Below are 26,373 nucleotides of genomic sequence, written 5' to 3'. Positions count from 1 at the left end.
CGAGACAGCAAATAACAGAATCGCCTTAAATGCGTTTCTTCGCGCTCCAACATGCGGGTAGAATATGCGCCGGATGAAAAAAGGACAGTAACGTATGCGTATTCATATTCTGGGTGTATGTGGCACCTTTATGGGCGGGCTGGCGATGCTTGCGCGGGCCCTGGGCCACGAGGTAACCGGCTCGGATGCAAATGTTTACCCGCCGATGAGTACCCTTCTTGAAAAGCAAGGTATTGATTTAATTCAGGGCTACGATGTCGAGCAACTCGATCCGCGCCCGGATCTGGTGATTATCGGCAACGCCATGACGCGCGGCAACCCGTGTGTTGAAACGGTGCTTGAGCAGAATATCCCTTATATGTCTGGCCCGCAGTGGCTGCATGACTTCGTGCTGCGTGACCGCTGGGTGATCGCCATTGCGGGAACGCATGGCAAAACCACCACGGCAGGCATGGCGACCTGGATACTGGAAGCCTGCGGCTATAAGCCAGGTTTTGTGATTGGCGGCGTGCCGGGCAATTTCGACGTTTCCGCGCGGCTGGGTGACAGCCCGTTCTTTGTGATTGAGGCCGATGAGTATGACTGCGCCTTCTTCGATAAACGTTCCAAATTCGTGCATTACTGCCCACGCACCCTGGTGCTCAACAACCTGGAGTTTGACCACGCGGATATCTTTGACGATCTGCGGGCGATCCAGAAGCAGTTCCACCACCTGGTGCGCATTGTGCCGGGGCAGGGCAAGATCATCTGGCCGGAAGGCGATGCCAATCTGAAGCAAACTCTGGCAATGGGTTGCTGGAGCGAGCAGGAGCTGGTGGGCGAGCAGGGCCACTGGCAGGCGAAAAAACTCAATGCCGACGCCTCAAACTGGGAAGTGCTGCTGGATGGCGAGCGCGTGGCTGAAGTGAACTGGCAACTGGTGGGCGAGCACAACATGAATAACGGGCTGATGGCGATTGCCGCCGCGCGTCACGTGGGCGTGACGCCCGCCGATGCGGCGCAGGCGTTAGACAGCTTTATAAACGCCCGCCGCCGCCTGGAACTGCGCGGAGAAGCCAATGGCGTGACGGTGTATGACGATTTCGCGCATCACCCGACGGCGATCCTGGCGACGCTTGCCGCGCTGCGCGGCAAAGTTGGCGGTACGGCGCGTATTCTCGCCGTGCTGGAGCCGCGCTCCAACACCATGAAAATGGGCCACTGTAAGGACGACCTGGCACCCTCGCTGGGCCGCGCTGATGAAGTGTTCCTGTTCCAGCCGTCGCACATTCCGTGGCAGGTGTTTGAAGTGGCGGATGCCTGCATTCAGCCTGCGCACTGGAGCGGCGATGTCGACACGCTGGTGGAAATGATCGTAAAAACCGCCCAACCCGGCGACCATATTCTGGTGATGAGCAACGGCGGCTTTGGCGGTATCCACCAGAAACTGCTGGATGCGCTGGCGAAGAAAGCGGAGCTGGTCCAGCAGGATTAACGCGGCTTCGACAAACTGAAGCCATAAAAAAAGCCCGCCAGCGATAACCTGACGGGCTTTTTACTGGCCGAATTACACGTCCAGGTAATTCATAATGCCGTCAGCGGCTTTACGCCCTTCGGCAATCGCCGTTACCACCAAATCGGAACCGCGCACGATATCGCCGCCGGCAAAGATTTTCGGGTTGCTGGTCTGGAACGGGTTGTCGCTGCGCTCCGGGGCGATAATGCGGCCCTGAGAGTCCAGCTCCACGCTGTGCTGCGCCAGCCACTCCATGCTATGCGGACGGAAACCAAACGCCATTACTACGGCGTCAGCAGGCAGAATGTGTTCGGAACCCGCGACAATCTCCGCGCGACGACGGCCATTGGCGTCCGGCGCGCCCATTTCGGTGCGAACCATCTTCACGCCGGAAACTTTACCGTTGGCGTTAATTTCCACACCCAGCGGCTGCACGTTGAATTTGAACTCTACCCCTTCTTCACGGGCGTTTTTCACTTCACGGCGCGAACCCGGCATGTTCTCTTCATCACGACGGTAGGCGCAGGTGACGTGGGTCGCGCCCTGGCGCACGGAGGTACGCACGCAGTCCATCGCAGTATCGCCACCGCCCAGCACCACCACGCGTTGGCCTTCCATGCTGATATACGGCGACGCCGCATCTTCGCCGAAGCCCATGGTGTTGCGGGTGTTGGCGATCAGGAACGGCAGCGCGTCGAATACGCCCGACGCATCTTCGTTTTCAATGCCGCCGCGCATCGACTGATAGGTGCCGACGCCCAGGAATACCGCGTCGTACTCGGCAAGCAGCGCTTCCAGTTGCACATCGCGGCCCACTTCGGTATTGAGCTGGAACTCAATGCCCATGCCGGTAAAGATTTCGCGGCGGCGGGTCATCACTTCTTTTTCCAGTTTGAATGCCGGGATACCAAAGGTCAGCAGACCGCCGATTTCCGGGTGACGGTCATACACCACCGCTTTGACGCCGTTACGGGTCAGCACGTCGGCACAGGCGAGGCCCGCCGGGCCCGCGCCGATAATCGCCACGCGTTTGCCGGTCTGCTTCACGCCGGTCATATCCGGACGCCAGCCCATTTCAAACGCCTTGTCGTTGATATAGCGCTCAATGTTGCCGATGGTGACTGCGCCGAATTCGTCGTTCAGGGTACATGACCCTTCACACAGGCGATCCTGCGGGCAGACGCGCCCACAGACTTCCGGCAGGGTGTTGGTCTGGTGCGACAGTTCCGCCGCTTCGAAAATCCGGCCTTCGTTGGCTAACTTCAGCCAGTTCGGAATGTAGTTATGAACCGGGCATTTCCACTCGCAGTACGGGTTACCGCAGGAAAGGCAGCGGTCCGCCTGGGCTTTCGCCTGGCTTTCTGAAAACGGCTCGTAGATCTCAACAAACTCAATTTTACGGATTTTGAGTGGCTTCTTCGGCGGATCAACGCGCTGTAAGTCGATAAATTGATATACGTTTTGGCTCATCATGACCTCTTAAATCCGGCCAGCGCAACGCGGTGCGCTGGCCGAGATTCTTACTGCGCCTGCACCCGCAATTCAGCGGCGCTGCGACTACGGTGACCCAACAATGCTTTGACATCACTGGACTTCGGTTTAACCAGCGCGAATTTGGCTGAGAACGACGGCCAGTTGGCCAGGATCTCTTCGCCGCGCTGGGAGCCGGTCAACTGCACGTGCTCCGTGATCAGACCGCGTAAGTGCTCTTCATGGATGGCAAGCTCATCCACGCTCAGTACTTCCACCAGTTCCGGGTTCACGCGTTTACGGAATTCACCGTCTTCATCCAGCACGTAGGCGAAACCGCCGGTCATCCCCGCGCCGAAGTTAACGCCGGTTTTACCCAGGATACAGACGATCCCGCCGGTCATGTATTCACAACCGTTATCGCCGATGCCTTCCACGACCGTGATAGCCCCGGAGTTACGCACCCCGAAACGCTCGCCCGCGCGGCCCGCCGCATACAAACGCCCACCGGTCGCGCCGTACAGGCAGGTGTTGCCGATGATGCTGGCTTCATGGCTGCGGAACGCGGAGCCCACCGGCGGACGAATCGCCAGTAAACCGCCTGCCATGCCTTTGCCCACATAGTCGTTGGCGTCGCCGGTCAGGTACAGCTCCACGCCGCCCGCATTCCAGACGCCGAAGCTCTGGCCCGCGGTGCCGTTGAAGTGCGCCTTGATCGGGTCGGAAGCCAGGCCCTGGTCGCCGTGCGTCTGGGCGATATAGCCCGACAGCAGCGCGCCCACGGAACGGTCGGTGTTGCGAATATCAAACCAGAAGGTCTTGCTCTGTTTCTGGTCCACGTACTCTTTCGCCTGGTTCAGTAACTGCGCGTTCAGCACGCCGTTATCAAACGGCGGGTTGGTTTCGGTGCAGTACAGCGCTTTGCCAGGATGCGGCTCGGCGGTTTCCAGCAGACGGGACAGATCCAGCTTCTGCTGCTTCGCCGTGTAACCGTCCAGCTCTTTCAGCAGGTCGGTGCGGCCAATCAGGTCCACCAGGCGTTTCACGCCCAGTTGCGCCATCAGCTCGCGAGTTTCACGGGCGATAAACTCAAAGTAGTTAGTCACTTTGAACGGCAGGCCGTGATAGTGGTTCTTACGCAGTTTGTCATCCTGAGTCGCGACGCCGGTCGCGCAGTTGTTCAGGTGGCAAATACGCAGGTATTTACAGCCCAGCGCCACCATCGGGCCGGTGCCGAAACCGAAGCTTTCTGCGCCCAGAATCGCCGCTTTGATGATATCGAGGCCGGTTTTCAGGCCGCCATCCACTTGCAGGCGGATTTTATGACGCAGGCCGTTGGCCACCAGCGCCTGCTGGGTTTCCACCAGGCCGAGCTCCCACGGGCATCCCGCATACTTCACTGACGATAGCGGGCTCGCGCCGGTGCCGCCGTCGTAACCGGCGATGGTGATCAGGTCGGCATAGGCTTTTGCCACGCCGGTAGCGATGGTGCCCACGCCCGGCTCGGAAACCAGTTTCACCGAGATCAGCGCTTTCGGGTTTACCTGCTTCAGGTCGAAAATCAACTGCGCCAAATCTTCAATCGAGTAGATATCGTGATGCGGCGGCGGGGAGATCAGCGTCACGCCCGGCACCGAATAACGCAGTTTGGCGATGTACGGGGTGACTTTGTCGCCCGGTAGCTGGCCGCCTTCGCCCGGCTTCGCGCCCTGCGCCACTTTAATCTGGATAACGTCAGCGTTGACCAGGTAGGACGGGGTCACGCCAAAGCGGCCCGAGGCAACCTGTTTGATGCGCGACACTTTATTGGTGCCGTAGCGCGCCGGATCTTCGCCGCCTTCGCCGGAGTTAGAGTTGCCGCCGATGCTGTTCATGGCTTCCGCCAGCGCCTCGTGGGCTTCCGGGCTCAGCGCACCGATAGACATCGCTGCGGTGTCGAAGCGTTTGAACAGTTCGCTCGCCGGTTCTACGTCGTTGATGTTGACCGTTTCGCCTTGCGGATTCAGCCCCAGCAAGTCGCGCAGCGTTGCCGCCGGACGTTCGTTAACCAGCCTGGCGTATTCCTGATAATCGCTGTACTCGCCGCTCTGCACCGCCTGTTGCAGGGTGCGCACCACGTCCGGGTTGTAGGCGTGGTATTCGCCGCCGTGCACATACTTGAGCAGGCCGCCCTGCTCCAGCGGTTTGCGGGCAAGCCAGCTGCGCTTCGACAGGTTCAGCAAATCCTGTTGGAAGTCGGTAAAACCGGCGCCGCCGATACGGCTGACCACGCCCTGGAAGCACAGGCTGGAAACTTCATCATGCAGGCCAACGGCTTCAAACAGCTTCGAACAGCGGTAAGAGGCGATAGTCGAGATGCCCATTTTGGACATAATCTTGTACAGCCCTTTGTTGATGCCGTTACGGTAGTTCTGCATCACCGTGCGGTAGCTTTTCTCAATGGCGTGGGTATCCACCAGCTTCGCCAGGGATTCATAGGCCAGGTACGGGTAAATCGCGGTCGCGCCAAAGCCGAGCAGCACGGCAAAGTGATGCGGGTCGCGGGCGCTGGCGGTTTCAACAATGATGTTGGCGTCGCAGCGCAGGCTCTTATCCACCAGGCGGGTCTGGATTGCGCCCACCGCCATCGGTGCCGGAACCGGCAGACGGTTTTTCGCGATGTTGCGGTCAGACAGCACCAGCAGCACCGTGCCGTTGCGCACCATTTGTTCCGCTTTATCGCACAGCGCTTTCACCGTCTCTTCAAGCGAAGTTTCGGTGACGTCAAAAGTCATGTCCAGCACATCGGCGCGATAGTGCTCTTCGGTCATGGTGGTGAGCTGATTGAAATCAGACCACAGCAGGATCGGCGATTTAAAGCTTAAACGGTGCGCCTGGCCTTCGGCCTCGCAGAACACATTCATCTCGCGGCCAATGCTGGTCGCCAGCGACATCACGTGCGCTTCACGCAGCGGATCGATTGGCGGGTTGGTCACCTGCGCGAACTGCTGGCGGAAATAGTCATAGATAATGCGCGGCTGGCTGGAGAGCACGGCGAACGGGGTATCGTCACCCATTGAGCCGACCGCTTCCTGGCCGTTTTCACCCAGTACGCGGATAATGGAGTCCAGCTCTTCAAAGCTGTAGTTAAACTGCTTCTGGTAGCTGGTGAGCGTGTCATCGTCCATTTCGCGCTGGCCGACCTGGTCGTCAGGCAGATCTTCAAACGGCACCAGACGGCGCACGTTTTTCTCCATCCACTCTTTATACGGGTGGCGGATTTTCAGATCGTGGTCGGTTTCCGCCGAGTGCAGAATGCGGCCAATGCGGGTGTCGATCACCATCAGCTCGCCCGGCCCAACGCGGCCTTTTTCCACCACTTCATCCGGCTGGTAATCCCAGATGCCCACTTCAGAAGCACAGGTAATCAGCTTGTCTTTAGTGATGACGTAGCGCGCCGGACGCAGACCGTTACGGTCCAGGTTACAGGCGGCGAAACGACCGTCGGACATCACGATGCCCGCCGGGCCGTCCCACGGCTCCATGTGCATGGAGTTAAAGTCAAAGAACGCGCGCAGGTCCGGGTCCATGTTCGGGTTGTTCTGCCAGGCTGGCGGCACCAGCAGACGCATGGCGCGCACGATGTCCATCCCGCCTGCCAGCAGCAGTTCGAGCATGTTATCCATCGAGCTGGAGTCGGAGCCGGTTTCGTTAACGAACGGCGCGGCGTCGTGCAGATCCGGGATCAGCGGGGTCTGGAATTTATAGGTACGGGCGCGTGCCCACTGGCGGTTGCCGGTGATGGTGTTGATTTCACCGTTGTGCGCCAGGTAGCGGAACGGCTGGGCCAGCGGCCAGCGCGGCACGGTGTTGGTGGAGAAGCGCTGGTGGAACAGGCAAATAGCCGATTCCAGACGCAGGTCCGCCAGGTCCAGGTAAAAGCGCGGCAGATCCGCCGGCATACACAGACCTTTATAGATGTTCACCAGGTTAGACAGGCTACAGACGTAGAAGTCTTTATCTTGCTGATTGCGTTTTTCGATACGGCGGCGTGCGATAAACAGACGGCGCTCCATATCACGCGGACGCCAGCCCGCAGGGGCGTTAACAAATATTTGCTCAATTCGCGGCAGGGAGGAGAGGGCGATATCACCGAGTACGCCGTCGTTGGTCGGCACTTCGCGCCAGCCTACGATCGACAGGGTTTCACGTTGCAACTCTTCTTCAACGATGCGGCGGCTTTGCGCCGCAAGTTCCGGGTCCTGATTTAAAAACAGCATCCCGACGGCATAGTTTTTTGCTAAGCGCCAGCCGCGTTCTTCCGCCACCAGGCGAAAGAAACGATCGGGTTTTTGTAACAGCAGGCCGCATCCATCGCCGGTTTTGCCGTCTGCGAGGATTGCGCCACGGTGCTGCATACGGGCCAGTGCGTGAATAGCGGTACGCACTACCTTGTGGCTAGGTTCGCCTTCTATGTGGGCGATCAGGCCGAAACCACAGTTATCCTTCTCAAGGGATTTATCGTACAACATATCAGTGAACCTCCCCAGGCTCTGCGGATTCGCTCTGACACCGATAGCGCGCGGACACAGCAAGAGCAGGCGACGGGGTTTTGCGTATCATACGCGCACCTCGCATTCGCCCTCTCAATATCCTTTTCGCATCGGTACACAAGTGTTGAGGACTTGCTTCAGAGGGAATCTCAATTACTGCATAAATATGATGAGCAGAGTGCTCATCCAGAAAGCTTCCAGCGGATTTCCAAGTTATCGGGATTTGCGACACAGGTCAAATGGCATTCTTATTTATTCAAATTTGTGCTAACAGCACACTAATTCAATGAATGTTAAGGGTATTTACGGTTTTTTGGATTGCAAGGAGTGGCCTGGATACCGTGAGCAAGTGTGATCTGTCTCACTATCAAAAAGCGGCTAAAACTATATAGCGCGCTATTGTTAAATAAATTGGCAGATAATTGTGCTGAATATGCCTCTGGAGCCGCATAATGCCTCTGTTTTCGCGGCTGTGTCATATTCTTTAAATAATGGGGGAGTTTATAAGTAAAAGTAATTGCTTCAGGAGTGACTGAAATTTCAATAATTCTGAATGCTTATTCAAATGATAAAGGCAAGGGCAGGCGCTTGATCCACATCATCGCCGTAAAGAGGTAAAAATGGCAGTCTGAGGCCCTTTTTCAGGCCGGCCTTCCAGATTATGCAGTTACAAAAATTAGTCAATATGTTTGGTGGCGATCTTTCACGTCGCTACGGACAAAAAGTTCACAAACTCACGTTGCATGGCGGCTTTAGCTGCCCAAACCGCGATGGCACCTTAGGGCGCGGCGGTTGTACCTTCTGCAACGTGGCCTCGTTCGCTGATGAAGCGCAGCAGCACCGCAGTATTGCCGAACAGCTCGCTGACCAGGCGCGGCTGGTGAATCGCGCCCGTCGCTATCTGGCCTATTTTCAGGCTTACACCAGCACCTTTGCCGAGGTGCAACTGCTGCGCAGTATGTATCAGCAGGCCATCGATCAGGCCAATGTGGTGGGGCTTTGTGTGGGGACGCGCCCGGACTGCGTGCCGGATAGCGTGCTGGATCTCTTGTGCAGTTATCGGGAGCAGGGCTACGAAGTCTGGCTGGAGCTCGGTCTGCAAACCGCGCACGATAAAACCCTGCACCGCATAAATCGCGGTCATGATTTCGCCTGCTACCAAAAGACAACCCGTCTTGCCCGCCAGCGCGGCCTGAAAGTTTGCACGCATCTAATTGTCGGTTTGCCCGGCGAAGGCCAGCAGGATGCGCTGAACACGCTGGAGAGCGTGGTCCACACCGGCACTGACGGCATCAAGCTGCACCCGCTGCATATCGTTACCGGCAGCATAATGGCGAAGGCCTGGGCGGCAGGGCGGCTCAACGCTATCGAACTGGAGGATTACGCCACTATCGCAGGTGAAATGATCCGCCATACTCCGCCGGAGATTATCTATCATCGTATTTCCGCCAGCGCGCGGCGGCCGACGCTGCTGGCACCACTGTGGTGCGAAAACCGCTGGACCGGGATGGTGGAAATTGACCGCTACCTGAGCCGAGAAGGCGTTCAGGGCTCGGCATTAGGCACACCCTGGCAGGCAAATCCTTCCTCTATCGCCGTTTAACGCCGCGTTCAAACGGCGATAAATGGATTCCACCGCGCACTTTTTTTCACAACCTTCAGCGTAACGGCCGGAATTGAGTATTATTGAGCGGTACGCAGCAAAGGAACATCCTATGAAGCAAATCCGTTTATTGGCACAGTATTACGTCGACCTGTTGGTCAAACTTGGGCTGGTTCGTTTTTCGTTATTGCTGGCGTTAGTGCTGGTGATACTGGCGATGGTTGTGCAAATGGCGGTGACCATGGTGCTGCATGGTCGGGTCGAAAGTATCGATGTGATCCGTTCTATCTTCTTCGGGTTGTTAATCACGCCCTGGGCGGTCTATTTCCTGTCAGTGGTGGTCGAACAACTGGAAGAGTCGCGCCAGCGCCTGTCAAAGCTGGTGGATAAGCTGGAAGAGATGCGCGAGCGCGACCTGAAGCTCAACGTCCAGTTAAAAGACAACATCACCCAGCTTAACCAGCAGAATGCCGAGCGTGAAAAGGCAGAGGCCGAGCGCCAGAAAGTGCTGGAACAGCTCACCGTCGAGATGAAAGAGCGCGAAGTCACGCAAATCCAGCTTGAGCAGCAATCCTCGTTTTTACGCTCCTTCCTGGATGCCTCCCCGGACCTGGTGTTCTATCGCAACGAAGACAAAGCGTTTTCCGGCTGCAACCGCGCGATGGAACTGCTGACCGGCAAAAGCGAGAAACAGCTTATCGGCCTGCAACCGCACGATGTCTATGCGCCGGAAGCAGCGGAAAAGGTCATTGAAACCGATGAAAAGGTGTTCCGCCACAACGTCTCGCTCACCTATGAACAGTGGCTCGATTACCCCGATGGCCGCAAAGCCTGCTTTGAAATCCGTAAAGTGCCGTACTACGACCGCGTGGGCAAACGCCACGGGCTGATGGGCTTTGGCCGCGATATCACCGAACGTAAGCGCTATCAGGATGCGCTGGAGCGGGCGAGCCGCGATAAGACGACCTTTATCTCTACCATCAGCCATGAACTGCGTACTCCGCTTAACGGCATCGTCGGCCTGAGCCGTATCCTGCTGGATACCGACCTCACAGCGGAACAGCAAAAGTACCTAAAAACGATCCATGTCTCCGCCGTGACTCTTGGCAATATCTTCAACGATATTATTGACATGGATAAAATCGAGCGCCGCAAAGTGCAACTGGATAACCAGCCTGTCGACTTTACCGGCTTCCTGGCCGATCTCGAAAACCTGTCTGGTTTACAGGCCCAGCAAAAAGGGCTGCGCTTCGTGCTGGAGCCTGCTCTGCCGCTGCCGCACAAGGTCATTACCGACGGTACGCGCCTGCGCCAGATTATCTGGAACCTGATCAGTAACGCAGTGAAGTTCACGCAAAAAGGGCAGGTGACGGTGCGGGTCAGCTACGAAAGCAGCATGCTGCGTTTTGAAGTGGAGGATTCCGGCATCGGCATCCCGCAGAACGAGCAGGATAAAATCTTTGCCATGTACTATCAGGTGAAAGACAGCCACGGCGGGAAGCCCGCTACCGGCACCGGGATTGGCCTGGCGGTATCACGCCGGCTGGCGAAAAACATGGGCGGCGACATCACCGTCAGCAGCCATCCGGGCAAAGGCTCGGTCTTTACTCTGACGGTACAGGCGCCGCGCGTGGCGGAAGAGATCGACAGTACCTCTGACGATGACGATATGCCGCTGCCGGCGCTGCATGTGCTGCTGGTTGAAGATATCGAACTGAACGTGATTGTCGCCCGCTCGGTGCTGGAAAAAATGGGTAACAGCGTCGATGTGGCAATGACCGGCCAGGAAGCGCTTGATATGTTTAAACTGGGTGAATATGACCTGGTGCTGCTGGATATCCAGCTTCCGGACATGACCGGGCTGGACATTTCCCGCAAACTGACCAGCCAGTTTGACGCCAGTGAACTGCCACCGCTGGTGGCGTTAACGGCCAACGTTTTGAAAGACAAAGGTGAATATTTGGCGGCGGGCATGGATGACGTGCTCAGTAAACCGCTATCTGTCCCGGCGCTTACCGCCATGATCAAGAAGTTCTGGGATTCCCGTTCTAACCATGAGGAGAGGATCGTGTCACTCGAACAACACAGCAAACAGAACGCATTGCTGGATGTCGCAATGCTGGAGCAGTACATGGAACTGGTTGGGCCGAAACTGATCACAGACGGTCTTGCCGTGTTTGAGAAAATGATGCCGGGCTACCTGAGCGTCCTGGATTCCAATCTGACCGCCCGGGATCAAAAAGGGATCGTCGAGGAAGGCCATAAGATCAAAGGCGCGGCAGGATCGATCGGTTTACGCCATCTCCAGCAGGTCGCGCAGCAGATCCAGTCTCCGGATCTTCCGGCATGGTGGGATAACGTCGGCGAATGGATCGAAGAGCTGAAACAGGAGTGGCAAAACGACGTGGCGGTGTTGAAAGCGTGGGTAGCGAGCGCTCCAAAAAAATGACCCCGGCTATACCGGGGTGCGCGAATACTGCGCCAACACCAGGGAAATCGAGGCCATGTTAATGGTGTTGTGTTAGTCGGGTAACATGGCCGGGTAGATGAAACTGCACGTGCATTAAGATAGCAAAACTTAAATTTATTGTTACGTGAATCAGTTAAATGTGTGAAGCATAGCGTTTTATAAGCGTAATTAATCTGCTTCGGGATGTCGGAAGAAAGGAAAATCGCGATGAAAAAAGTAGGCGTGGTGCTGGCAGGATGTGGCGTTTATGACGGCGCTGAAATCCATGAAGCGGTGATCACTTTACTGGCGTTGGCACGGCAGGGCGCGCAGGCTTGTTGCTTCGCACCGGATAAACCCCAGGCCGATGTGATCAACCATTTGACCGGGGATCCTATGGCGGAAAGCCGCAATGTGCTGATCGAAGCAGCGCGTATTGCCCGTGGCGCGATCAAACCCCTTAGCGCGGCCAATGCCCGTGAACTGGATGCGCTGATCGTACCCGGCGGCTTTGGTGCGGCGAAAAACCTCAGCAACTTCGCCAGCCAGGGCAGTGAATGCGCCGTCGATCCTGAATTAAAGCGCCTGGTACAGGCGATGCACGCGGCGGGTAAACCGCTGGGGTTTCTGTGTATCGCCCCCGCGATGCTGCCAAAACTGATCCCCGCGCCGCTGCGCCTGACTATCGGCACCGATATCGATACCGCCGAAGTTATTGAAGAAATGGGCGGCGAACATGTGCCATGCCCGGTTGAAGATATCGTGGTCGACGAAGAGAACAAGCTGGTGACCACCCCGGCTTATATGCTGGCCAAACGTATTGATGAAGCGGCAGACGGCATTGAGAAACTGGTCGTCAGGGTGCTGGATCTGTGCGAATGACGCGGGGCCGCTTGCCGATCGTCGGTACGCTAAAACGGTGGATTGTCCGGTTACTGTTAGGGGTTTTTGGCTTGTGGATTGCCGGGATCCTGATGTTCAGCATGCTGCCGGTGCCTTTTTCCGCCGTGATGATTGAGCGGCAGCTTTCCGCCTGGCTGCACGGTGATTTCGGCTATGTGGCGCACTCTGACTGGGTCGGTATGGATGAGATCTCGCCGTGGATGGGCCTCGCGGTTATCGCGGCTGAGGATCAAAAATTCCAGGAGCACTGGGGGTTTGATATGGCGGCGATCCAGAAAGCTGTCGCCCATAATGAGCGCAATGAAACCCGCATTCGCGGCGCGTCGACGCTGTCTCAGCAAACGGCAAAAAATATGTTTCTGTGGGACGGCAGAAGCTGGCTGCGCAAGGGGCTGGAAGCCGGTTTAACCGTGGGGATCGAGACGGTATGGAGCAAGCGGCGGATCCTGACGGTATACCTTAACGTCGCCGAATTTGGCAACGGGATCTTTGGCGTGGAAGCCGCCGCGCAGCACTATTTTAATAAGCCAGCCAGCAGGCTTAGCGCTTCGCAGGCCGCATTGCTGGCCGCTGTGCTGCCAAACCCGCTGCGTTTTAAAGCGGATGCGCCGTCAGGCTACGTGCGTTCGCGGCAGGCCTGGATCCTGCGTCAAATGCAGCAGCTTGGTGGGGAGTCGTTTATGGCGCAGCACAAGCTTGATTGAGCGCGCCGGAAGGTTAGTCTTCGTCGAAACCCGCGTTAAACAACGCAATTACCGCTGCCAGCGCTTCGACTTCCTGCGGGCCATTGGCTTCGATTTCAATATGACCGCCCTGGGCGGAATCCAGCATCAACAGGCCGATAACGCTGCTGGCTTCCGCTTCGGTGCCCGCCTCGTTTCGTAATAACACTTCCGCATCAAAGCTTTGCACTAATTCGAAAAGCTTCATTGCCGGGCGTGCATGCATGCCCAGCTTATTGGTGATTTCAACGGTTTGTTTGACGGTCATGTTTTACGTTTTTCCAGCGTGCGATGGCGGGACTGGACGTTTTTGCCGCGCGAGCGGAAGTAATCAGCCAGTTGCTCGGCAATGTACACAGAGCGGTGTTTGCCGCCAGTACAGCCAATGGCCACCGTTAAGTAGCTACGGTTGTTGGTTTCCAGCATCGGCAGCCACAACTCAAGATAGCTGCGCGTCTGGTAGATAAAGTTATGCACCTCGGTGTGGCGGTCTAAAAACGCCGCGACCGGTTTATCCAGACCGGTCATCGGACGGAGTTTCGGGTCCCAGTGCGGGTTAGGCAAAAAGCGCACGTCAAACACGTAATCCGCATCGATAGGGATGCCGTGTTTAAAGCCAAAGGATTCGAACACCATGGTCAGTTCACGCTCGCGTTTACCCAACAGGCGGGTACGCAGCATTTCCGCCAGTTCGTGGACAGACATCTCAGAAGTATCGACGATCAAATCAGCGCGGGAACGCAGCGGCTCCAGCAGATCGCTTTCTTTGTCGATAGCGCTTTCCAGTGAGAGATTCTTGCTGGAAAGAGGATGCAGGCGACGGGTATCGCTGTAACGGCGGATCAGCGTATTGCGATCGGCATCGAGAAACAGCAACTGCGGCGAGAAGGTATCCGGCAGGTTGTTCATCGCCTGTTCGAAAATTTCCGGTGATTCCGGCATGTTGCGAACGTCAATGCTGACAGCGGCGGAAATATGATTATCCGAAAGCGTCCGGGCAAGATCGGGTAAGAGCACAACCGGCAGGTTGTCTACGCAATAGAACCCCATATCTTCCAGCGCACGCAACGCCACGGACTTTCCTGAGCCTGAGCGTCCGCTGACAATCATCAATACCATCTCGATTTCTCCCACACGGCGGGCTGCTTCGGTACAGCCAGGGTGACTTCCTCCACCCAATTATTCACTTTGGTTTTCATTGCTGCCTTCAGTAATGATCTGATACAGCTCTTCGTCGCTTTGCGCGGCACGCAGGCGGCGGCAAATCGTTTTGTCCGCCAGACGCTTCGCCACTAATGACAGGGTATGCAAATGCGTTTTAGTTTGATCTGCCGGGACCAGTAAGGCAAACAGCAGGTCTACGGGTTGGTTATCAATGGCATCGAATGCGATAGGCGTCTCAAGCTGCACAAACACGCCTACGGCGCGCAAGGTATCTTCTTCCAGTTTGCCGTGTGGAATGGCAATGCCGTTGCCGATACCGGTACTGCCCATACGTTCGCGGGTCAGGATCGCTTCAAATACCACTTGTGGCGGCAGGCTTAACTGTTTTGCGGCCAGTTCGCTGACGATTTCCAGAGCGCGTTTTTTGCTCTGGCAGTGAACACCGCTGCGGGTACATTCCTGGTTAAGGACACTGCTCAAATCATAAGTCATCATATTTTCACCTAAGCATTCTCAATGCCAACGGCTCGTCGTCAGTGACCACGAGCCGTTGAAACACCAGGTAAACGCCCGGACTCTTAATGTTGTTTTAGTTTATCTTTATGTTTAGTCAATTGACGCGCCAGTTTATCAATAAGCCCGTCGATGGCTGCATACATGTCTTGCCCTTCCGCACTGGCATGAATCTCCCCACCGTTCACATGCAGAGTCGCATCCGAAATGTGAGTGACCTTCTCCACTTTCAGCACAATATAGACCTGGTTTATCCTTTCAAAATACTGCTCCAGCTTGGCGAACTTCGTGTTCAAAAACTCGCGCAAAGATTCAGTGATTTCGACGTTATGTCCTGTGATGTTGAGCTGCATAGTGTCTTCCTTATCGGTTATGTCAGACCAGTTGTTTACGCTGGTTTGACGGCGGAATGGACAGAGACTCTCGATATTTGGCGACGGTACGGCGTGCCACCATGATACCTTGTTCAGACAGCATGGAGGTCAGTTTACTGTCGCTCAGGGGTTTTGCCGGATTCTCGCCGGCGATTAATTTCTTCACCAGAGCCCGAATAGCGGTGGAGGAGGCTTCGCCGCCGCCTTCAGTATTCACATGGCTGGAGAAGAAATACTTCAGTTCAAAAATGCCGCGCGGGCTATGCAAATATTTTTGGGTCGTGACGCGCGAAATCGTCGATTCGTGCATTTCGACGGCCTGGGCGATATCTGCCAGCACCATCGGTTTCATATGCTCTTCACCCTGTTCAAAAAACGCCTGCTGCTGTTCTACAATGCAGCGGCTAACACGTAACAGGGTGTCGTTGCGGCTTTCCAGGCTCTTAATCAACCAGCGTGCTTCCTGAAGGTTGCTGCGGATAAACTGGCCATCGGCGTCGTTGCGGGCGCTACTGCCCATCGAGGCATAATGCTGATTGATCTTTAAACGCGGAATACTGTCGGCATTGAGTTCTACCGTCCAGACGCCGTTGTGTTTGCGCACCAGCACATCCGGGATGACATATTCCGGCTCGCTGGTTTGAATCGACTGGCCCGGCCTGGGATCGAGGGACTGGATAAAATTGACCGCTTCTTTGAGGATGTCTTCTTTGAGCCGCGTCACGCGCATTAGCGTGCGGAAATCGTGATTCGCCAGCAGATCGAGATATTCGCTGACGATCAGCCGTGACTCTTCCAGCCAGGGGGTGTCTTTGGCATATTGCGAAAGCTGGATCAACAAGCAATCTCGCAAATCCCGCGCGGCGACGCCGACAGGATCAAAACGCTGGATGCGCTTCAGTACGGCTTCGACTTCTTCAATATCCGTTTCGTCATCCCCGACGCTTTCCAGAATATCTTCCAGCGACACGGTGAGATAGCCGGTGTCGTCCACGGCATCGACGATAGACGTGGCAATCGCGCGGTCGGTATCGGAAAAGGGGGTCAGTTCAACCTGCCACATCAGGTAATCCTGGAGTGACTGGGTGGTTTCGCCCTGATAGATGGGCAGTTCGTCATCCTGATAATCCACCCCGTTACCCGAAGGTGTGCCGGCGGTGTAGATTTCGTCCCAACTGGCGTCTAACGGCAGTTCGTCCGGCATCTCTTTCTGTTCAAGTGCGTCGGCGGTGTCCAGCGTTTCAGTATCACGGGCTTCCTGAGTGTCTATCTCATCATGAGAGTCGGTTTGCTCCAGCAACGGATTGCTGTCCAGCGCCTGTTGCAGCTCCTGCTGGAGTTCTAACGTAGACAGCTGCAACAAGCGGATCGCCTGTTGCAGTTGCGGCGTCATGGCAAGCTGTTGGCTTAGCCTCAGTTGCAAACCTTGCTTCATATTCAGAGCAACATTCCTCAGGTTTATACCCTAACTGTACAACCTCTCTGGCATCGAAAGCCGATGCAGGGAAGCGGCAAGGGGTACTTACGTCAATTATACCTGCACAGGCAGATTCTGAAGCTTCGTCAGGGAGCTTCAACCCTCTGTGATTTGCTCTACCGTATCAGAGTCTGAACTCTTCCCCAAGATACACACGTTTAACCTGTTCGTCTTGCAGGATTTGGTCAGGCGTACCGTGCGCAATCAGGTTGCCCTGGCTCACGATATAAGCGCGCTCGCAGACCGCCAGCGTTTCGCGGACGTTGTGGTCGGTGATCAGTACGCCGAGGCCGCTGTCGCGCAGGTGCTCAATAATACGTTTAATATCAATTACCGAGATGGGATCTACCCCAGCAAACGGCTCATCAAGCAGAATAAATTTGGGATTCGCCGCCAGCGCGCGGGCAATTTCAACGCGGCGACGTTCACCGCCGGACAGCGACTGACCGAGGCTATTACGCAAGTGGTCGATGTGGAACTCTTCCATCAACTCGACGGCGCGGTCTTCACGCTGTTCGTTGGTGAGATCGTCACGGATCTGCAACACCGCCATCAGGTTGTCATAAACGCTCAGGCGGCGAAAAATCGACGCTTCCTGCGGGAGGTAACCAATACCGCGACGGGCGCGGGCATGCAAAGGCAGCAGGCTGATGTCTTCATCATCAATGATGATATTCCCGGCATCGCGCGGGACAATTCCCACCACCATATAGAACGTCGTGGTCTTGCCCGCACCGTTCGGGCCGAGCAGACCCACAATTTCACCTGAATTCACCGTCAGGCTGACATCCTCGACGACGCGGCGGCCTTTATAGGCTTTGGCGAGGTTTTTCGCTGTTAATGTTGCCATAAAAAATTAGTTACTCTTGTTGGGCGCTGGCGCATTGGCGGCGGGTTTGTTCTTGTCCTGCAACTGCGACGGCACCAGCACGGTCGTCACGCGTTTGCCCTTATCGCTAAACGCCTGCATCTTCTGCTCTTTGACCAGGTAGGTGATTTTGTCGCCCTTGATGTTGCTGTCCAACTGCTCAAGGAAGGCATTGCCGGTCAGGGTCACAAAGTCATTTTGCAGTTCATAATGCATGGTATCGGCACGGCCTTTCACCGGTTTGCCGTTGTCCTGCATCTGGAAAAAGGTGGCGGGTTTACCGTAGCCGTCGATCACCTCTTTGCCGCTCTCGCCGCCCGGACGGGTGACAACCACTTTGTCGGCATTGATTTTGATCGTGCCCTGGGTCACCACGACGTTACCGGTGAAGGTCACGATGTTGCCCTGCATATCCAGCGACTGTTGATCGGATTCGATATGAATCGGCTGATCGGTGTCACCGGTCAACGCCAGCGCTGGAAAAGCCGCCGCCAGCAACGCACCGGATAAGGCAAGGTTAAGGCTGAGTTTGTTTATTTGGAATTTCATAGGACGTTCTAACCTTTTCAATCAGCTCGGCAGTTTTGCTGCGTAAGTTTCCGCGCATTTTCAGGCCGCTGGAGTTAAAGCTGGTGCCGTATAACGTCACCAGATCGTCTGACGCCACATCCTGCGTCAGCAGATTGATCTGCGCGTTATCGGTAGTAATTTTGCGTAATTGCGCTTCAGGGGTCAGCGCGTCAACAACGACATTGCCATACAGATACAGCATCCTGTCATTAGTCAGTTTGGCTTTATCTGACTTGATTGACCAGGTAGGAACTTTGTTGGCATCCAGCATGATCATGACAGGTTTCGTAAACCACGACACGCCACTATCAGAAAAGTATTCAACGTGTTGCGCTTCCAGCTGGTAATTCAGCGCCCCTTCAGGACTATAAACCAGCGTGTTGGATTGCTCGCTTTGGTAAGTCGGCTCGTTGTTATTATTAACGACCTGCGTCGCGTCATCCTGGCTGGTCAGATTAATACCGATCAAAACCAGCGCGACCAGCGCGAGCAGAATGATAACCCAACGTCTGGTTTTACTCATATCGATTGCCCTTTGGCGTCTTCCAGCTTGCCCTGCGCCAGCAGCAGCAGATCGCAAACCTCACGTACCGCGCCCCGGCCACCGGCGATGTGGGTGACATAATCCGCGCGCGGCGTCAGCAGAGGATGGGCATCGGCAACCGCCACGCTGAGCCCAACGTCTGCCATCACCGGCCAGTCAATCAAATCGTCGCCCACATAGGCGACCTGTTGAGCCGACAGCGACAATTTTTCCAGTAGCTCGTGATAGGCGATCAGTTTATCCGACTGGCCCTGGTACAAATGTTTGATCTTCAGCGTAGCGCACCGGTCTTCCAGCAGTTTGGCTTTACGCCCGGTGATGATGGCCACTTCAATACCCGACGTCAGCGCGCAGCGTATGCCATAGCCATCGCGCACATTGAACGCTTTGAGCTCTTCGCCATTATTACCCATATAAATCAGGCCGTCGGACATCACGCCGTCGACGTCCAGAATCAACAGGCGGATCTTCTGCGCCTTATGAATGACTTTTGCGCTCACCGGACCGTAACAGGTGGTGATTGCAGCATCATGATTACTCATTAAAGACTTATCCTTTATTACACTACGCCAGCGCGCAGCAGATCGTGCATATGTACCACACCCATTAACTGGTCGCCATCCGCCACCAGAACGGAGGTAATATGCCGTGATTGCATCAGGTTCAGCGCATCCACCGCCAGGGTGCCAGGGCGAACGCGAACGCCGCCAGGAGTCATCACCTCGGCAATGCTCAGGGTACGAACATCAGCATCCATATCCAGTACGCGACGTAAATCGCCGTCGGTAAAGATGCCTTCGATTTTCATCAGGTCATCGCAAACCACTACCATACCCAGCCCTTTACGGGTGATCACCAGCAGCGCATCACGTAATGATGCTTCTTTGCTGACGTGTGGGATTTCATCGCCACTGTGCATTATATCGTTGACGCGCAACAATAACTTACGCCCCAGTGCGCCGCCGGGGTGGGAGAGGGCGAAATCTTCTGCCGTAAAGCCGCGCGCTTTTAATAACGCCACGGCCAGCGCATCGCCCATTACTAAGGTGGCGGTCGTGCTGGTGGTGGGGGCTAGCCCTAACGGGCAGGCTTCCTGCGGCACATGAATACACAAATGAATGTCTGCGGCTTTCGCCATGGCGCTTTCCGGGCGGCTGGTCATGCAGATCATCGGGACGCGCAGGCGTTTGAGCACCGGGATCAGCGCAAGGATTTCATTGGATTCCCCGGAGTTGGAGATCGCAATCACCACATCCTGGGCGGTGACCATCCCGAGGTCGCCGTGGCTGGCTTCGCCAGGGTGAACGAAGAACGCAGGCGTACCGGTACTGGCGAACGTTGCCGCCATTTTTTTACCGATATGGCCGGACTTGCCCATTCCCATCACGATCACTTTGCCCGCGCAGTAAAACATCAGTTCGCAGGCCTTCACGAAATCTTCATTGATGTACTGATCAAGCTGTGCCAGACCTTCACGTTCAATATCCAGGACATCTTTCCCGGCCTTTTGAAAGTCAAAACCCGGCTGCAAATCTATGTGCGACATATGCGTTTCCGATTCATCCAATGAGATAAGATGAGCCCCAAAAAAGCAGCACCATCCATAACATAAAGCCGATCAATAACCCTGCGCCAGTGCGTTTGCCGATATGGCGGGCGCGTCGCCAGCATAGCAGAGCAAACAGGGCGCTAACCCCCAACATCACCCCGTAGTCACGGGTAAACGCGAGGGAGTTGATAGCACCGGGCGCCAGCAACGCCGGTAAACCTAACACAATGGCGATATTATAAATGCTGGAGCCGATGATGTTGCCGATTGCGATATCATCTTCACCTTTACGCACGCCAGCAATAGCCGTGGCCAGCTCCGGCAAACTGGTGCCGATGGCGATAACCGTCAGGCCAATAGTGAGCTCATCAACGGCAAAGTAATGTGCCACTACCGTCGCGTTGTCGATCACCATGCGCGTAGCCATAGGCATAATAATCAGCGCCACGGCTAACCACAGAAACGCTACCGGTAGCGTGCCGCCGCGCGGCAGTTCGGCCAGTTGCTCGCGCGTCAGGCTGTCATTGCCCTGTTGCTGCGCAAGCTTTGCGATTTTAACGACAAACCACAGGTAACACACGGCAATCAGCAATAAAACTATGCCATCGGTGCGCGACAGGGCACCGTCATAGAGAAATAAGCCTGCCAACGCGCTCATCAGCAACATTAGCGGCAATTCGCGGCGAAGAATATCGGAATGCACGGTAAATGGATGCAGTAATGCCGCCAGGCCAGCAATTAACAGAATATTGGTTATATTTGAGCCCAGCGCCGTACCTACGGCTAAATCCAGTTGCCCATGCAGCGCGGCCGCGACCGATACCATGATTTCTGGTAGGGATGTCCCGACGCTCACCACCGTCATGCCGACAATCAATGGAGGTATATTAATGGAGCGACACAGTAACGAAGCCGCGAAAACCAGTCTATCGGCGCTATAAACCACCAGAAATAAACCAATTACTAACAGCATCGTTGCTAACAGCATGCAAAGTCCTTTCTTCAGGTATAATCGCCGGCCCACTTTACCTGATGTACTGGCCGCTCAGAGGGAAAGACTCAGGATGGTTGTGAATTCTTAATTCTGACTTTTAGCGTCCGAAAAGTAAAACAAATGCCAGCTTTGGCTAACCCTGGTGGGTAATAATCTGTAAAAATGTTGGGTTTATGGTGATGTTACGCGCCATGCTTAACCTGAAAATCACTTAAAGGATAAGTTGATGAGCCAGGCTGACTCAAATCTGGTTGAGATCCAGGGGATGCGTTTTACCCGCGGGAACCGTTGTATCTTTGATGATATTTCGCTGACCGTACCCCGAGGAAAAATCACGGCCATCATGGGGCCGTCGGGGATTGGTAAAACCACGCTCCTGCGCTTGATTGGCGGCCAGATCCCACCCGATTGCGGCGAAATTTTATTTGATGGCGAGAATATTCCCGCCATGACGCGCTCACGCCTGTATACGGTGCGTAAGCGTATGAGCATGCTTTTCCAGTCCGGCGCGCTGTTTACGGACATGAACGTTTATGAAAACGTGGCTTACCCGCTGCGGGAGCACACGCATCTGCCCGCGCAGTTGCTGAAAACAACGGTCATGATGAAACTGGAAGCCGTCGGGCTGCGCGGCGCGGCAAAACTCATGCCGTCGGAACTCTCTGGCGGGATGGCGCGGCGTGCTGCGCTGGCGCGCGCCATTGCGCTGGAACCGGACCTGATCATGTTTGATGAACCGTTTGTCGGGCAGGACCCCATCACGATGGGTGTCCTGGTCAAACTGATTTCCGAACTGAACAGCTCGCTGGGCGTGACCTGTATTGTGGTGTCGCACGATGTGCCCGAAGTGCTAAGCATTGCGGATTACGCCTATATCGTCGCTGATAAACGCATCGTCGCCCACGGGCAGGCGCAAGCGCTGCAAACCAACACCGACCCGCGCGTCAGGCAGTTCCTGGATGGCAACGCCGACGGGCCTGTGCCCTTCCGTTATCCTGCTGGCGATTACCAGCACGATCTTTTACCTGGAACAGGGAGTTAAGCCACTCATGCTGTTAAATGCACTGGCATCGTTAGGCCATCGCACGCTGAAAAGCTGCGCGTCCTTTGGTCGTGCCGGTTTGATGTTATTCAATGCGTTGGTTGGGAAACCGGAATTCCGCAAGCACACGCCGCTATTGCTGCGCCAGCTGTATAACGTCGGCGTACTGTCGATGATTATTATCATGGTTTCCGGCGTTTTTATCGGCATGGTGCTGGGGCTGCAAGGCTATCTGGTCTTGACGACCTATAGCGCGGAAACCAGCCTCGGTATGCTGGTGGCGCTGTCGTTATTGCGCGAGCTGGGTCCGGTGGTGGCGGCGCTACTGTTCGCCGGGCGTGCCGGTTCGGCGTTAACGGCGGAAATTGGCCTGATGCGCGCTACTGAACAGCTCTCCAGCATGGAAATGATGGCGGTCGATCCGTTACGCCGGGTGATATCTCCGCGCTTTTGGGCGGGTGTGATCTCACTGCCGCTGTTGACCATTATTTTCGTCGCGGTAGGGATCTGGGGCGGGGCGCTGGTCGGCGTCAGCTGGAAAGGCATCGATGCGGGCTTCTACTGGTCGGCGATGCAAAGCGCCATCGACTGGCGCATGGATCTGGTCAACTGTCTGATTAAAAGCGTAGTTTTTGCCATTACGGTAACGTGGATCGCGTTATTCAATGGTTATGACGCTATCCCAACTTCAGCAGGGATTAGCCGGGCAACTACACGTACTGTTGTGCACGCATCGCTGGCCGTTCTCGGCCTGGATTTTGTGCTTACTGCACTGATGTTTGGGAATTAATTCATGCAAACGAAGAAAACTGAAATCTGGGTCGGCGTTTTTATGCTGGTAGCACTGCTGGCGGCGCTGTTCATCTGCCTGAAAGTGGCGAATGTCACGTCGATGCGCACGGAGCCGACGTACCGTATCTATGCCACTTTCGATAATATCGGCGGCCTGAAAGCGCGTTCGCCGGTGCGTGTTGGCGGGGTGGTGGTTGGCCGGGTTGCCGACATTGAACTCGATCCGAAAACCTATTTACCGCGTGTCGCCATGGACATTGAAGAACGCTATAACCAAATCCCGGATACCAGCTCCTTGTCGATCCGCACTTCAGGGTTACTGGGCGAACAATACCTGGCGCTGAATATCGGTTTCGACGATCCTGAGCTAGGATCTTCAATTCTGAAAGAGGGCGGCACTATTCAGGATACCAAGTCCGCCATTGTGCTCGAAGATCTGATTGGTCAGTTCCTCTATAAGAGCAACAGCGGCGAGAATCAGAATCCAGGCGATGCGCCAGCGCCTGGCGCCGAACATAATGGATCCATGCCTCAAAACGGCACGACGAACTAACTGGAGAATTACACTATGTTTAAACGTCTGTTAATGGTCGCCATGCTGGTGATCGCCCCGTTGGCGCACGCTGCCGATCAGTCCAATCCGTATAAGCTGATGACTGAAGCGGCACAGAAAACCTTTGATCGTCTTAAGAACGAACAACCGCAAATTCGTAAAAATCCGGATTACCTGCGCCAGGTGGTGGATCAGGAACTGCTGCCTTACGTGCAGGTTAAATACGCCGGTGCGCTGGTATTAGGCCGCTACTATAAAGACGCGACCCCTGCGCAGCGCGACGCCTATTTTGCCGCGTTCCGTGAATACCTGAAACAGGCTTATGGTCAGGCGCTGGCGATGTATCACGGCCAGACTTACCAGATTGCGCCGGAACAACCGCTGGGCGATGCCACGATCGTGCCGATTCGCGTCACCATTGTCGATCCTAACGGCCGTCCGCCGGTACGCCTGGATTTCCAGTGGCGTAAGAATACCCAAACGGGTAACTGGCAGGCATATGACATGATTGCCGAAGGCGTCAGCATGATCACCACTAAGCAAAACGAGTGGAGCGACCTGCTGCGTACCAAAGGCATCGACGGCCTGACCGCGCAACTGCAGTCAATTTCCCGTCAACCGATCACCCTGGACGATAAAAAATAATGACAGAGGCTCTGGAGTGGCGACGTGAGGACGAACGGTTAGTCCTGTGCGGCGAACTTGATCAGGAAACCGTGGTCGCGCTGTGGGAACGGCGTGAAGCGGCGATGGCGGGTATTGAGATGATTGATCTTAACGCCCTGAGCCGCGTTGACACGTCCGGCCTGGCGCTGTTGCTGCACCTGGTTGATCTCGGCAGGCAGAGCGGTAAAACCGTGATCCTGACCGGGATGAGCGATAACTTAGCCACCCTCGCTAAGCTTTATAACCTGCCTGACGGACTTTTACCTGCCAGGGTATTCTAACCTTTTCAGTTAATTACTCCGAAAGCCTCGCAAACTATCATTGCGGGGCTTTTTGTTTGTTTAAGCGCGCCTCACTTTCCTCTAAAATGTTTGGCCTGTTTTCACTTAACGACGAATAGAGAACCCCATGGAAAATCATGAAATCCAGACAGTGCTGATGAATGCGCTGCCCCTTCAGGAAGTTCACGTTACCGGCGACGGCAGTCACTTCCAGGTTATTGCAGTGGGTGACCTGTTTGCAGAGATGAGCCGGGTGAAAAAACAGCAGACGGTTTACGGCCCGTTAATGGGGCTGATTGCCGAGAACCGCATTCATGCGGTGTCGATCAAAACGTACACGCCGCAAGAGTGGGCGCGCGACCGCAAGTTAAGTGGTTTTTAAGCTGTGGGCCTTGTGCCGGCAGCCTGTGTGATTATTAAGAGATAAATTTCCATGGATAAATTTCGTGTACAAGGTCCGTGCCGCCTTCAGGGCGAGGTAACGATCTCCGGCGCTAAAAACGCGGCGTTGCCGATCCTGTTCGCTGCGCTGCTGGCGGAAGAGCCGGTAGAAATCCAGAACGTACCGCAGCTCAAAGACATCGACACCACCATGAAACTGCTGAGCCAACTGGGTACCAAAGTTGAGCGCAACGGTTCCGTATGGATTGATGCCAGCAACGTCAACATTTTCTGTGCGCCTTATGAGCTGGTGAAAACCATGCGCGCCTCTATTTGGGCGTTAGGGCCGCTGGTGGCGCGTTTTGGTCAGGGCCAGGTCTCCTTGCCGGGCGGCTGCGCTATCGGCGCGCGTCCGGTCGATCTGCATATCGTCGGCCTTGAGCAACTCGGCGCTGAGATCAAACTGGAAGAAGGTTATGTGAAAGCCTCCGTTCAGGGTCGTCTTAAAGGCGCGCATATCGTGATGGATAAGGTGAGCGTTGGCGCAACGGTGACGATTATGTCCGCTGCGACGCTGGCTGAAGGCACCACAATCATTGAAAACGCCGCCCGTGAGCCGGAAATTGTCGATACCGCCAACTTCCTGAATACTCTGGGTGCGAAAATCACCGGTATGGGCACAGACCGCATCGTTATCGAAGGCGTTGAGCGTCTGGGCGGCGGTGTTTACCGTGTTCTACCGGACCGTATCGAAACCGGGACCTTCCTGGTCGCCGCTGCCGTTTCCGGCGGCAAAGTGGTGTGTCGCAATACCCGCCCGGATACCCTGGATGCGGTGTTGGCAAAACTGCGTGAAGCAGGTGCCGACATCGACGTGGGCGAAGACTGGATCAGCCTGGATATGCACGGTAAGCGCCCGAAAGCGGTAAATGTGCGCACCGCGCCGCATCCGGCGTTCCCAACGGATATGCAGGCGCAGTTCACTCTGCTGAATCTGGTGGCAGAAGGCACGGGCGTGATCACCGAAACCATTTTCGAAAACCGCTTTATGCATGTGCCAGAACTGATTCGTATGGGCGCGCATGCTGAAATCGAGAGCAATACCGTGATCTGCCATGGCGTGGAAACGCTGTCCGGTGCGCAGGTTATGGCGACAGATTTACGCGCTTCGGCAAGCCTGGTGCTGGCGGGCTGTATTGCTCAGGGCGCCACCTATGTCGATCGCATTTATCATATTGACCGTGGTTATGAGCGTATTGAAGAAAAATTACGGGGTTTAGGCGCTAATATCGAGCGTGTAAAAGCCAGTTAATTCTGGTAGTGGCGCATTTAATCGCGCCATCCGCCTGCACAGGAAGCCGGGGCATTGCCCCGGCTTTTTTTTGCCTATAGAAAACCCCCAGCTAGGCTGGGGGTTCCGTAAAGCTTTCA

General features: G+C 55.5%; 25 protein-coding genes. 12 read left to right on the top strand and 13 right to left on the bottom strand.

Annotation, left to right across the window (positions count from 1 at the left end):
- Window positions 1–94 precede the first annotated feature (94 nt).
- Window positions 95–1,474, top strand: a complete 1,380-nt coding sequence (gene mpl / locus RT120_RS15035) for a UDP-N-acetylmuramate:L-alanyl-gamma-D-glutamyl-meso-diaminopimelate ligase (RefSeq protein WP_312983781.1) — start codon at window positions 95–97, stop codon at window positions 1,472–1,474.
- Window positions 1,475–1,546: 72 nt separating this feature from the next.
- On the opposite strand, the gene RT120_RS15030 is transcribed toward mpl, so the two are convergent.
- The gene (locus RT120_RS15030) at window positions 1,547–2,965 is read right to left on the bottom strand and encodes a glutamate synthase small subunit (RefSeq protein WP_312983779.1); all 1,419 of its coding nucleotides are present in this window, start codon (window positions 2,963–2,965) and stop codon (window positions 1,547–1,549) included.
- A 50-nt stretch (window positions 2,966–3,015) separates the two neighbouring features.
- Entirely contained in the window at window positions 3,016–7,476 is a 4,461-nt protein-coding gene (gltB, locus tag RT120_RS15025; protein WP_312983777.1) for a glutamate synthase large subunit, read from the bottom strand.
- A gap of 682 nt (window positions 7,477–8,158) precedes the next feature.
- Between gltB and RT120_RS15020 the strand changes: the two genes are divergently transcribed.
- From RT120_RS15020 to mtgA, 4 genes are all read left to right on the top strand, one after another.
- Window positions 8,159–9,100, top strand: a complete 942-nt coding sequence (locus RT120_RS15020; RefSeq protein WP_312983775.1) for a TIGR01212 family radical SAM protein — start codon at window positions 8,159–8,161, stop codon at window positions 9,098–9,100.
- A 112-nt stretch (window positions 9,101–9,212) separates the two neighbouring features.
- Window positions 9,213–11,549 carry an aerobic respiration two-component sensor histidine kinase ArcB gene (gene arcB / locus RT120_RS15015; RefSeq protein ID WP_312983774.1) on the top strand — a complete coding sequence of 779 codons (2,337 nt, stop codon included), beginning with the start codon at window positions 9,213–9,215 and terminating at the stop codon, window positions 11,547–11,549.
- Between the two features lie 228 nt (window positions 11,550–11,777).
- A complete protein-coding gene (gene elbB, locus RT120_RS15010) occupies window positions 11,778–12,431 on the top strand; it encodes an isoprenoid biosynthesis glyoxalase ElbB (protein ID WP_312983772.1) in 654 nt (217 codons plus the stop codon).
- Window positions 12,428–13,156, top strand: a complete 729-nt coding sequence (gene mtgA, locus RT120_RS15005; RefSeq protein ID WP_312983770.1) for a monofunctional biosynthetic peptidoglycan transglycosylase — start codon at window positions 12,428–12,430, stop codon at window positions 13,154–13,156. Before elbB ends, mtgA begins: the two co-directional genes overlap by 4 nt.
- Before the next feature lie 13 nt (window positions 13,157–13,169).
- Here the strand turns inward: mtgA and npr are convergent, their stop codons facing one another.
- The 11 genes from npr to RT120_RS14950 form a co-directional block, all read right to left on the bottom strand.
- Entirely contained in the window at window positions 13,170–13,442 is a 273-nt protein-coding gene (gene npr / locus RT120_RS15000) for a PTS phosphocarrier protein NPr (RefSeq protein WP_125294223.1), read from the bottom strand.
- Entirely contained in the window at window positions 13,439–14,293 is an 855-nt protein-coding gene (gene rapZ, locus RT120_RS14995; protein WP_312983901.1) for an RNase adapter RapZ, read from the bottom strand. The genes npr and rapZ overlap by 4 nt, the downstream gene beginning before the upstream one ends.
- A gap of 60 nt (window positions 14,294–14,353) precedes the next feature.
- Window positions 14,354–14,833 carry a PTS IIA-like nitrogen regulatory protein PtsN gene (ptsN, locus tag RT120_RS14990; protein ID WP_183169760.1) on the bottom strand — a complete coding sequence of 160 codons (480 nt, stop codon included), beginning with the start codon at window positions 14,831–14,833 and terminating at the stop codon, window positions 14,354–14,356.
- An 83-nt stretch (window positions 14,834–14,916) separates the two neighbouring features.
- On the bottom strand, window positions 14,917–15,204 hold the full coding sequence (hpf, locus tag RT120_RS14985; RefSeq protein WP_125294226.1) for a ribosome hibernation promoting factor: 288 nt from the start codon (window positions 15,202–15,204) through the stop codon (window positions 14,917–14,919).
- Between the two features lie 22 nt (window positions 15,205–15,226).
- Window positions 15,227–16,660, bottom strand: coding sequence for an RNA polymerase factor sigma-54 (gene rpoN / locus RT120_RS14980; protein ID WP_312983767.1), 1,434 nt, complete (start codon window positions 16,658–16,660; stop codon window positions 15,227–15,229).
- Window positions 16,661–16,826: 166 nt separating this feature from the next.
- Entirely contained in the window at window positions 16,827–17,552 is a 726-nt protein-coding gene (lptB, locus tag RT120_RS14975) for an LPS export ABC transporter ATP-binding protein (RefSeq protein WP_312983766.1), read from the bottom strand.
- A gap of 6 nt (window positions 17,553–17,558) precedes the next feature.
- Window positions 17,559–18,119 (bottom strand): lipopolysaccharide ABC transporter substrate-binding protein LptA, encoded by a 561-nt coding sequence (lptA, locus tag RT120_RS14970; RefSeq protein ID WP_312983764.1) that lies wholly within the window; start codon window positions 18,117–18,119, stop codon window positions 17,559–17,561.
- Window positions 18,088–18,663 carry an LPS export ABC transporter periplasmic protein LptC gene (gene lptC, locus RT120_RS14965; RefSeq protein ID WP_312983762.1) on the bottom strand — a complete coding sequence of 192 codons (576 nt, stop codon included), beginning with the start codon at window positions 18,661–18,663 and terminating at the stop codon, window positions 18,088–18,090. Before lptC ends, lptA begins: the two co-directional genes overlap by 32 nt.
- Window positions 18,660–19,226, bottom strand: coding sequence for a 3-deoxy-manno-octulosonate-8-phosphatase KdsC (kdsC, locus tag RT120_RS14960; RefSeq protein ID WP_312983760.1), 567 nt, complete (start codon window positions 19,224–19,226; stop codon window positions 18,660–18,662). Before kdsC ends, lptC begins: the two co-directional genes overlap by 4 nt.
- 17 nt (window positions 19,227–19,243) lie before the next feature.
- Window positions 19,244–20,230 carry an arabinose-5-phosphate isomerase KdsD gene (gene kdsD / locus RT120_RS14955; RefSeq protein WP_312983758.1) on the bottom strand — a complete coding sequence of 329 codons (987 nt, stop codon included), beginning with the start codon at window positions 20,228–20,230 and terminating at the stop codon, window positions 19,244–19,246.
- A gap of 13 nt (window positions 20,231–20,243) precedes the next feature.
- A complete protein-coding gene (locus RT120_RS14950; protein WP_312983756.1) occupies window positions 20,244–21,221 on the bottom strand; it encodes a calcium/sodium antiporter in 978 nt (325 codons plus the stop codon).
- A gap of 232 nt (window positions 21,222–21,453) precedes the next feature.
- Here RT120_RS14950 and mlaF point away from each other — a divergent pair, with 232 nt between their 5' ends.
- From mlaF to murA, 7 genes are all read left to right on the top strand, one after another.
- A complete protein-coding gene (mlaF, locus tag RT120_RS14945; protein ID WP_312983754.1) occupies window positions 21,454–22,269 on the top strand; it encodes a phospholipid ABC transporter ATP-binding protein MlaF in 816 nt (271 codons plus the stop codon).
- A gap of 7 nt (window positions 22,270–22,276) precedes the next feature.
- Window positions 22,277–23,059 carry a lipid asymmetry maintenance ABC transporter permease subunit MlaE gene (gene mlaE / locus RT120_RS14940; protein ID WP_312983899.1) on the top strand — a complete coding sequence of 261 codons (783 nt, stop codon included), beginning with the start codon at window positions 22,277–22,279 and terminating at the stop codon, window positions 23,057–23,059.
- A 3-nt stretch (window positions 23,060–23,062) separates the two neighbouring features.
- Window positions 23,063–23,614 (top strand): outer membrane lipid asymmetry maintenance protein MlaD, encoded by a 552-nt coding sequence (gene mlaD, locus RT120_RS14935; protein WP_312983752.1) that lies wholly within the window; start codon window positions 23,063–23,065, stop codon window positions 23,612–23,614.
- Window positions 23,615–23,629: 15 nt separating this feature from the next.
- Window positions 23,630–24,259: a phospholipid-binding protein MlaC gene (gene mlaC / locus RT120_RS14930; protein WP_312983750.1), complete on the top strand. Its 630-nt coding sequence runs from the start codon at window positions 23,630–23,632 to the stop codon at window positions 24,257–24,259.
- Window positions 24,259–24,561, top strand: coding sequence for a lipid asymmetry maintenance protein MlaB (mlaB, locus tag RT120_RS14925; RefSeq protein ID WP_312983748.1), 303 nt, complete (start codon window positions 24,259–24,261; stop codon window positions 24,559–24,561). Before mlaC ends, mlaB begins: the two co-directional genes overlap by 1 nt.
- Window positions 24,562–24,688: 127 nt before the next feature.
- Complete coding sequence (gene ibaG / locus RT120_RS14920; protein ID WP_002434217.1) at window positions 24,689–24,943, top strand: BolA family iron metabolism protein IbaG; 255 nt, start codon at window positions 24,689–24,691, stop codon at window positions 24,941–24,943.
- Window positions 24,944–24,994: 51 nt separating this feature from the next.
- Complete coding sequence (gene murA / locus RT120_RS14915) at window positions 24,995–26,254, top strand: UDP-N-acetylglucosamine 1-carboxyvinyltransferase (protein ID WP_312983746.1); 1,260 nt, start codon at window positions 24,995–24,997, stop codon at window positions 26,252–26,254.
- Window positions 26,255–26,373: the final 119 nt, after the last annotated feature.

The sequence above is a fragment of the Atlantibacter sp. genome (assembly GCF_032062175.1).
Classification (GTDB): domain Bacteria; phylum Pseudomonadota; class Gammaproteobacteria; order Enterobacterales; family Enterobacteriaceae; genus Atlantibacter.
The sequence above is the reverse complement of the archived record's forward strand: the minus strand, read 5'-3'. Positions and strand labels throughout refer to the sequence as shown.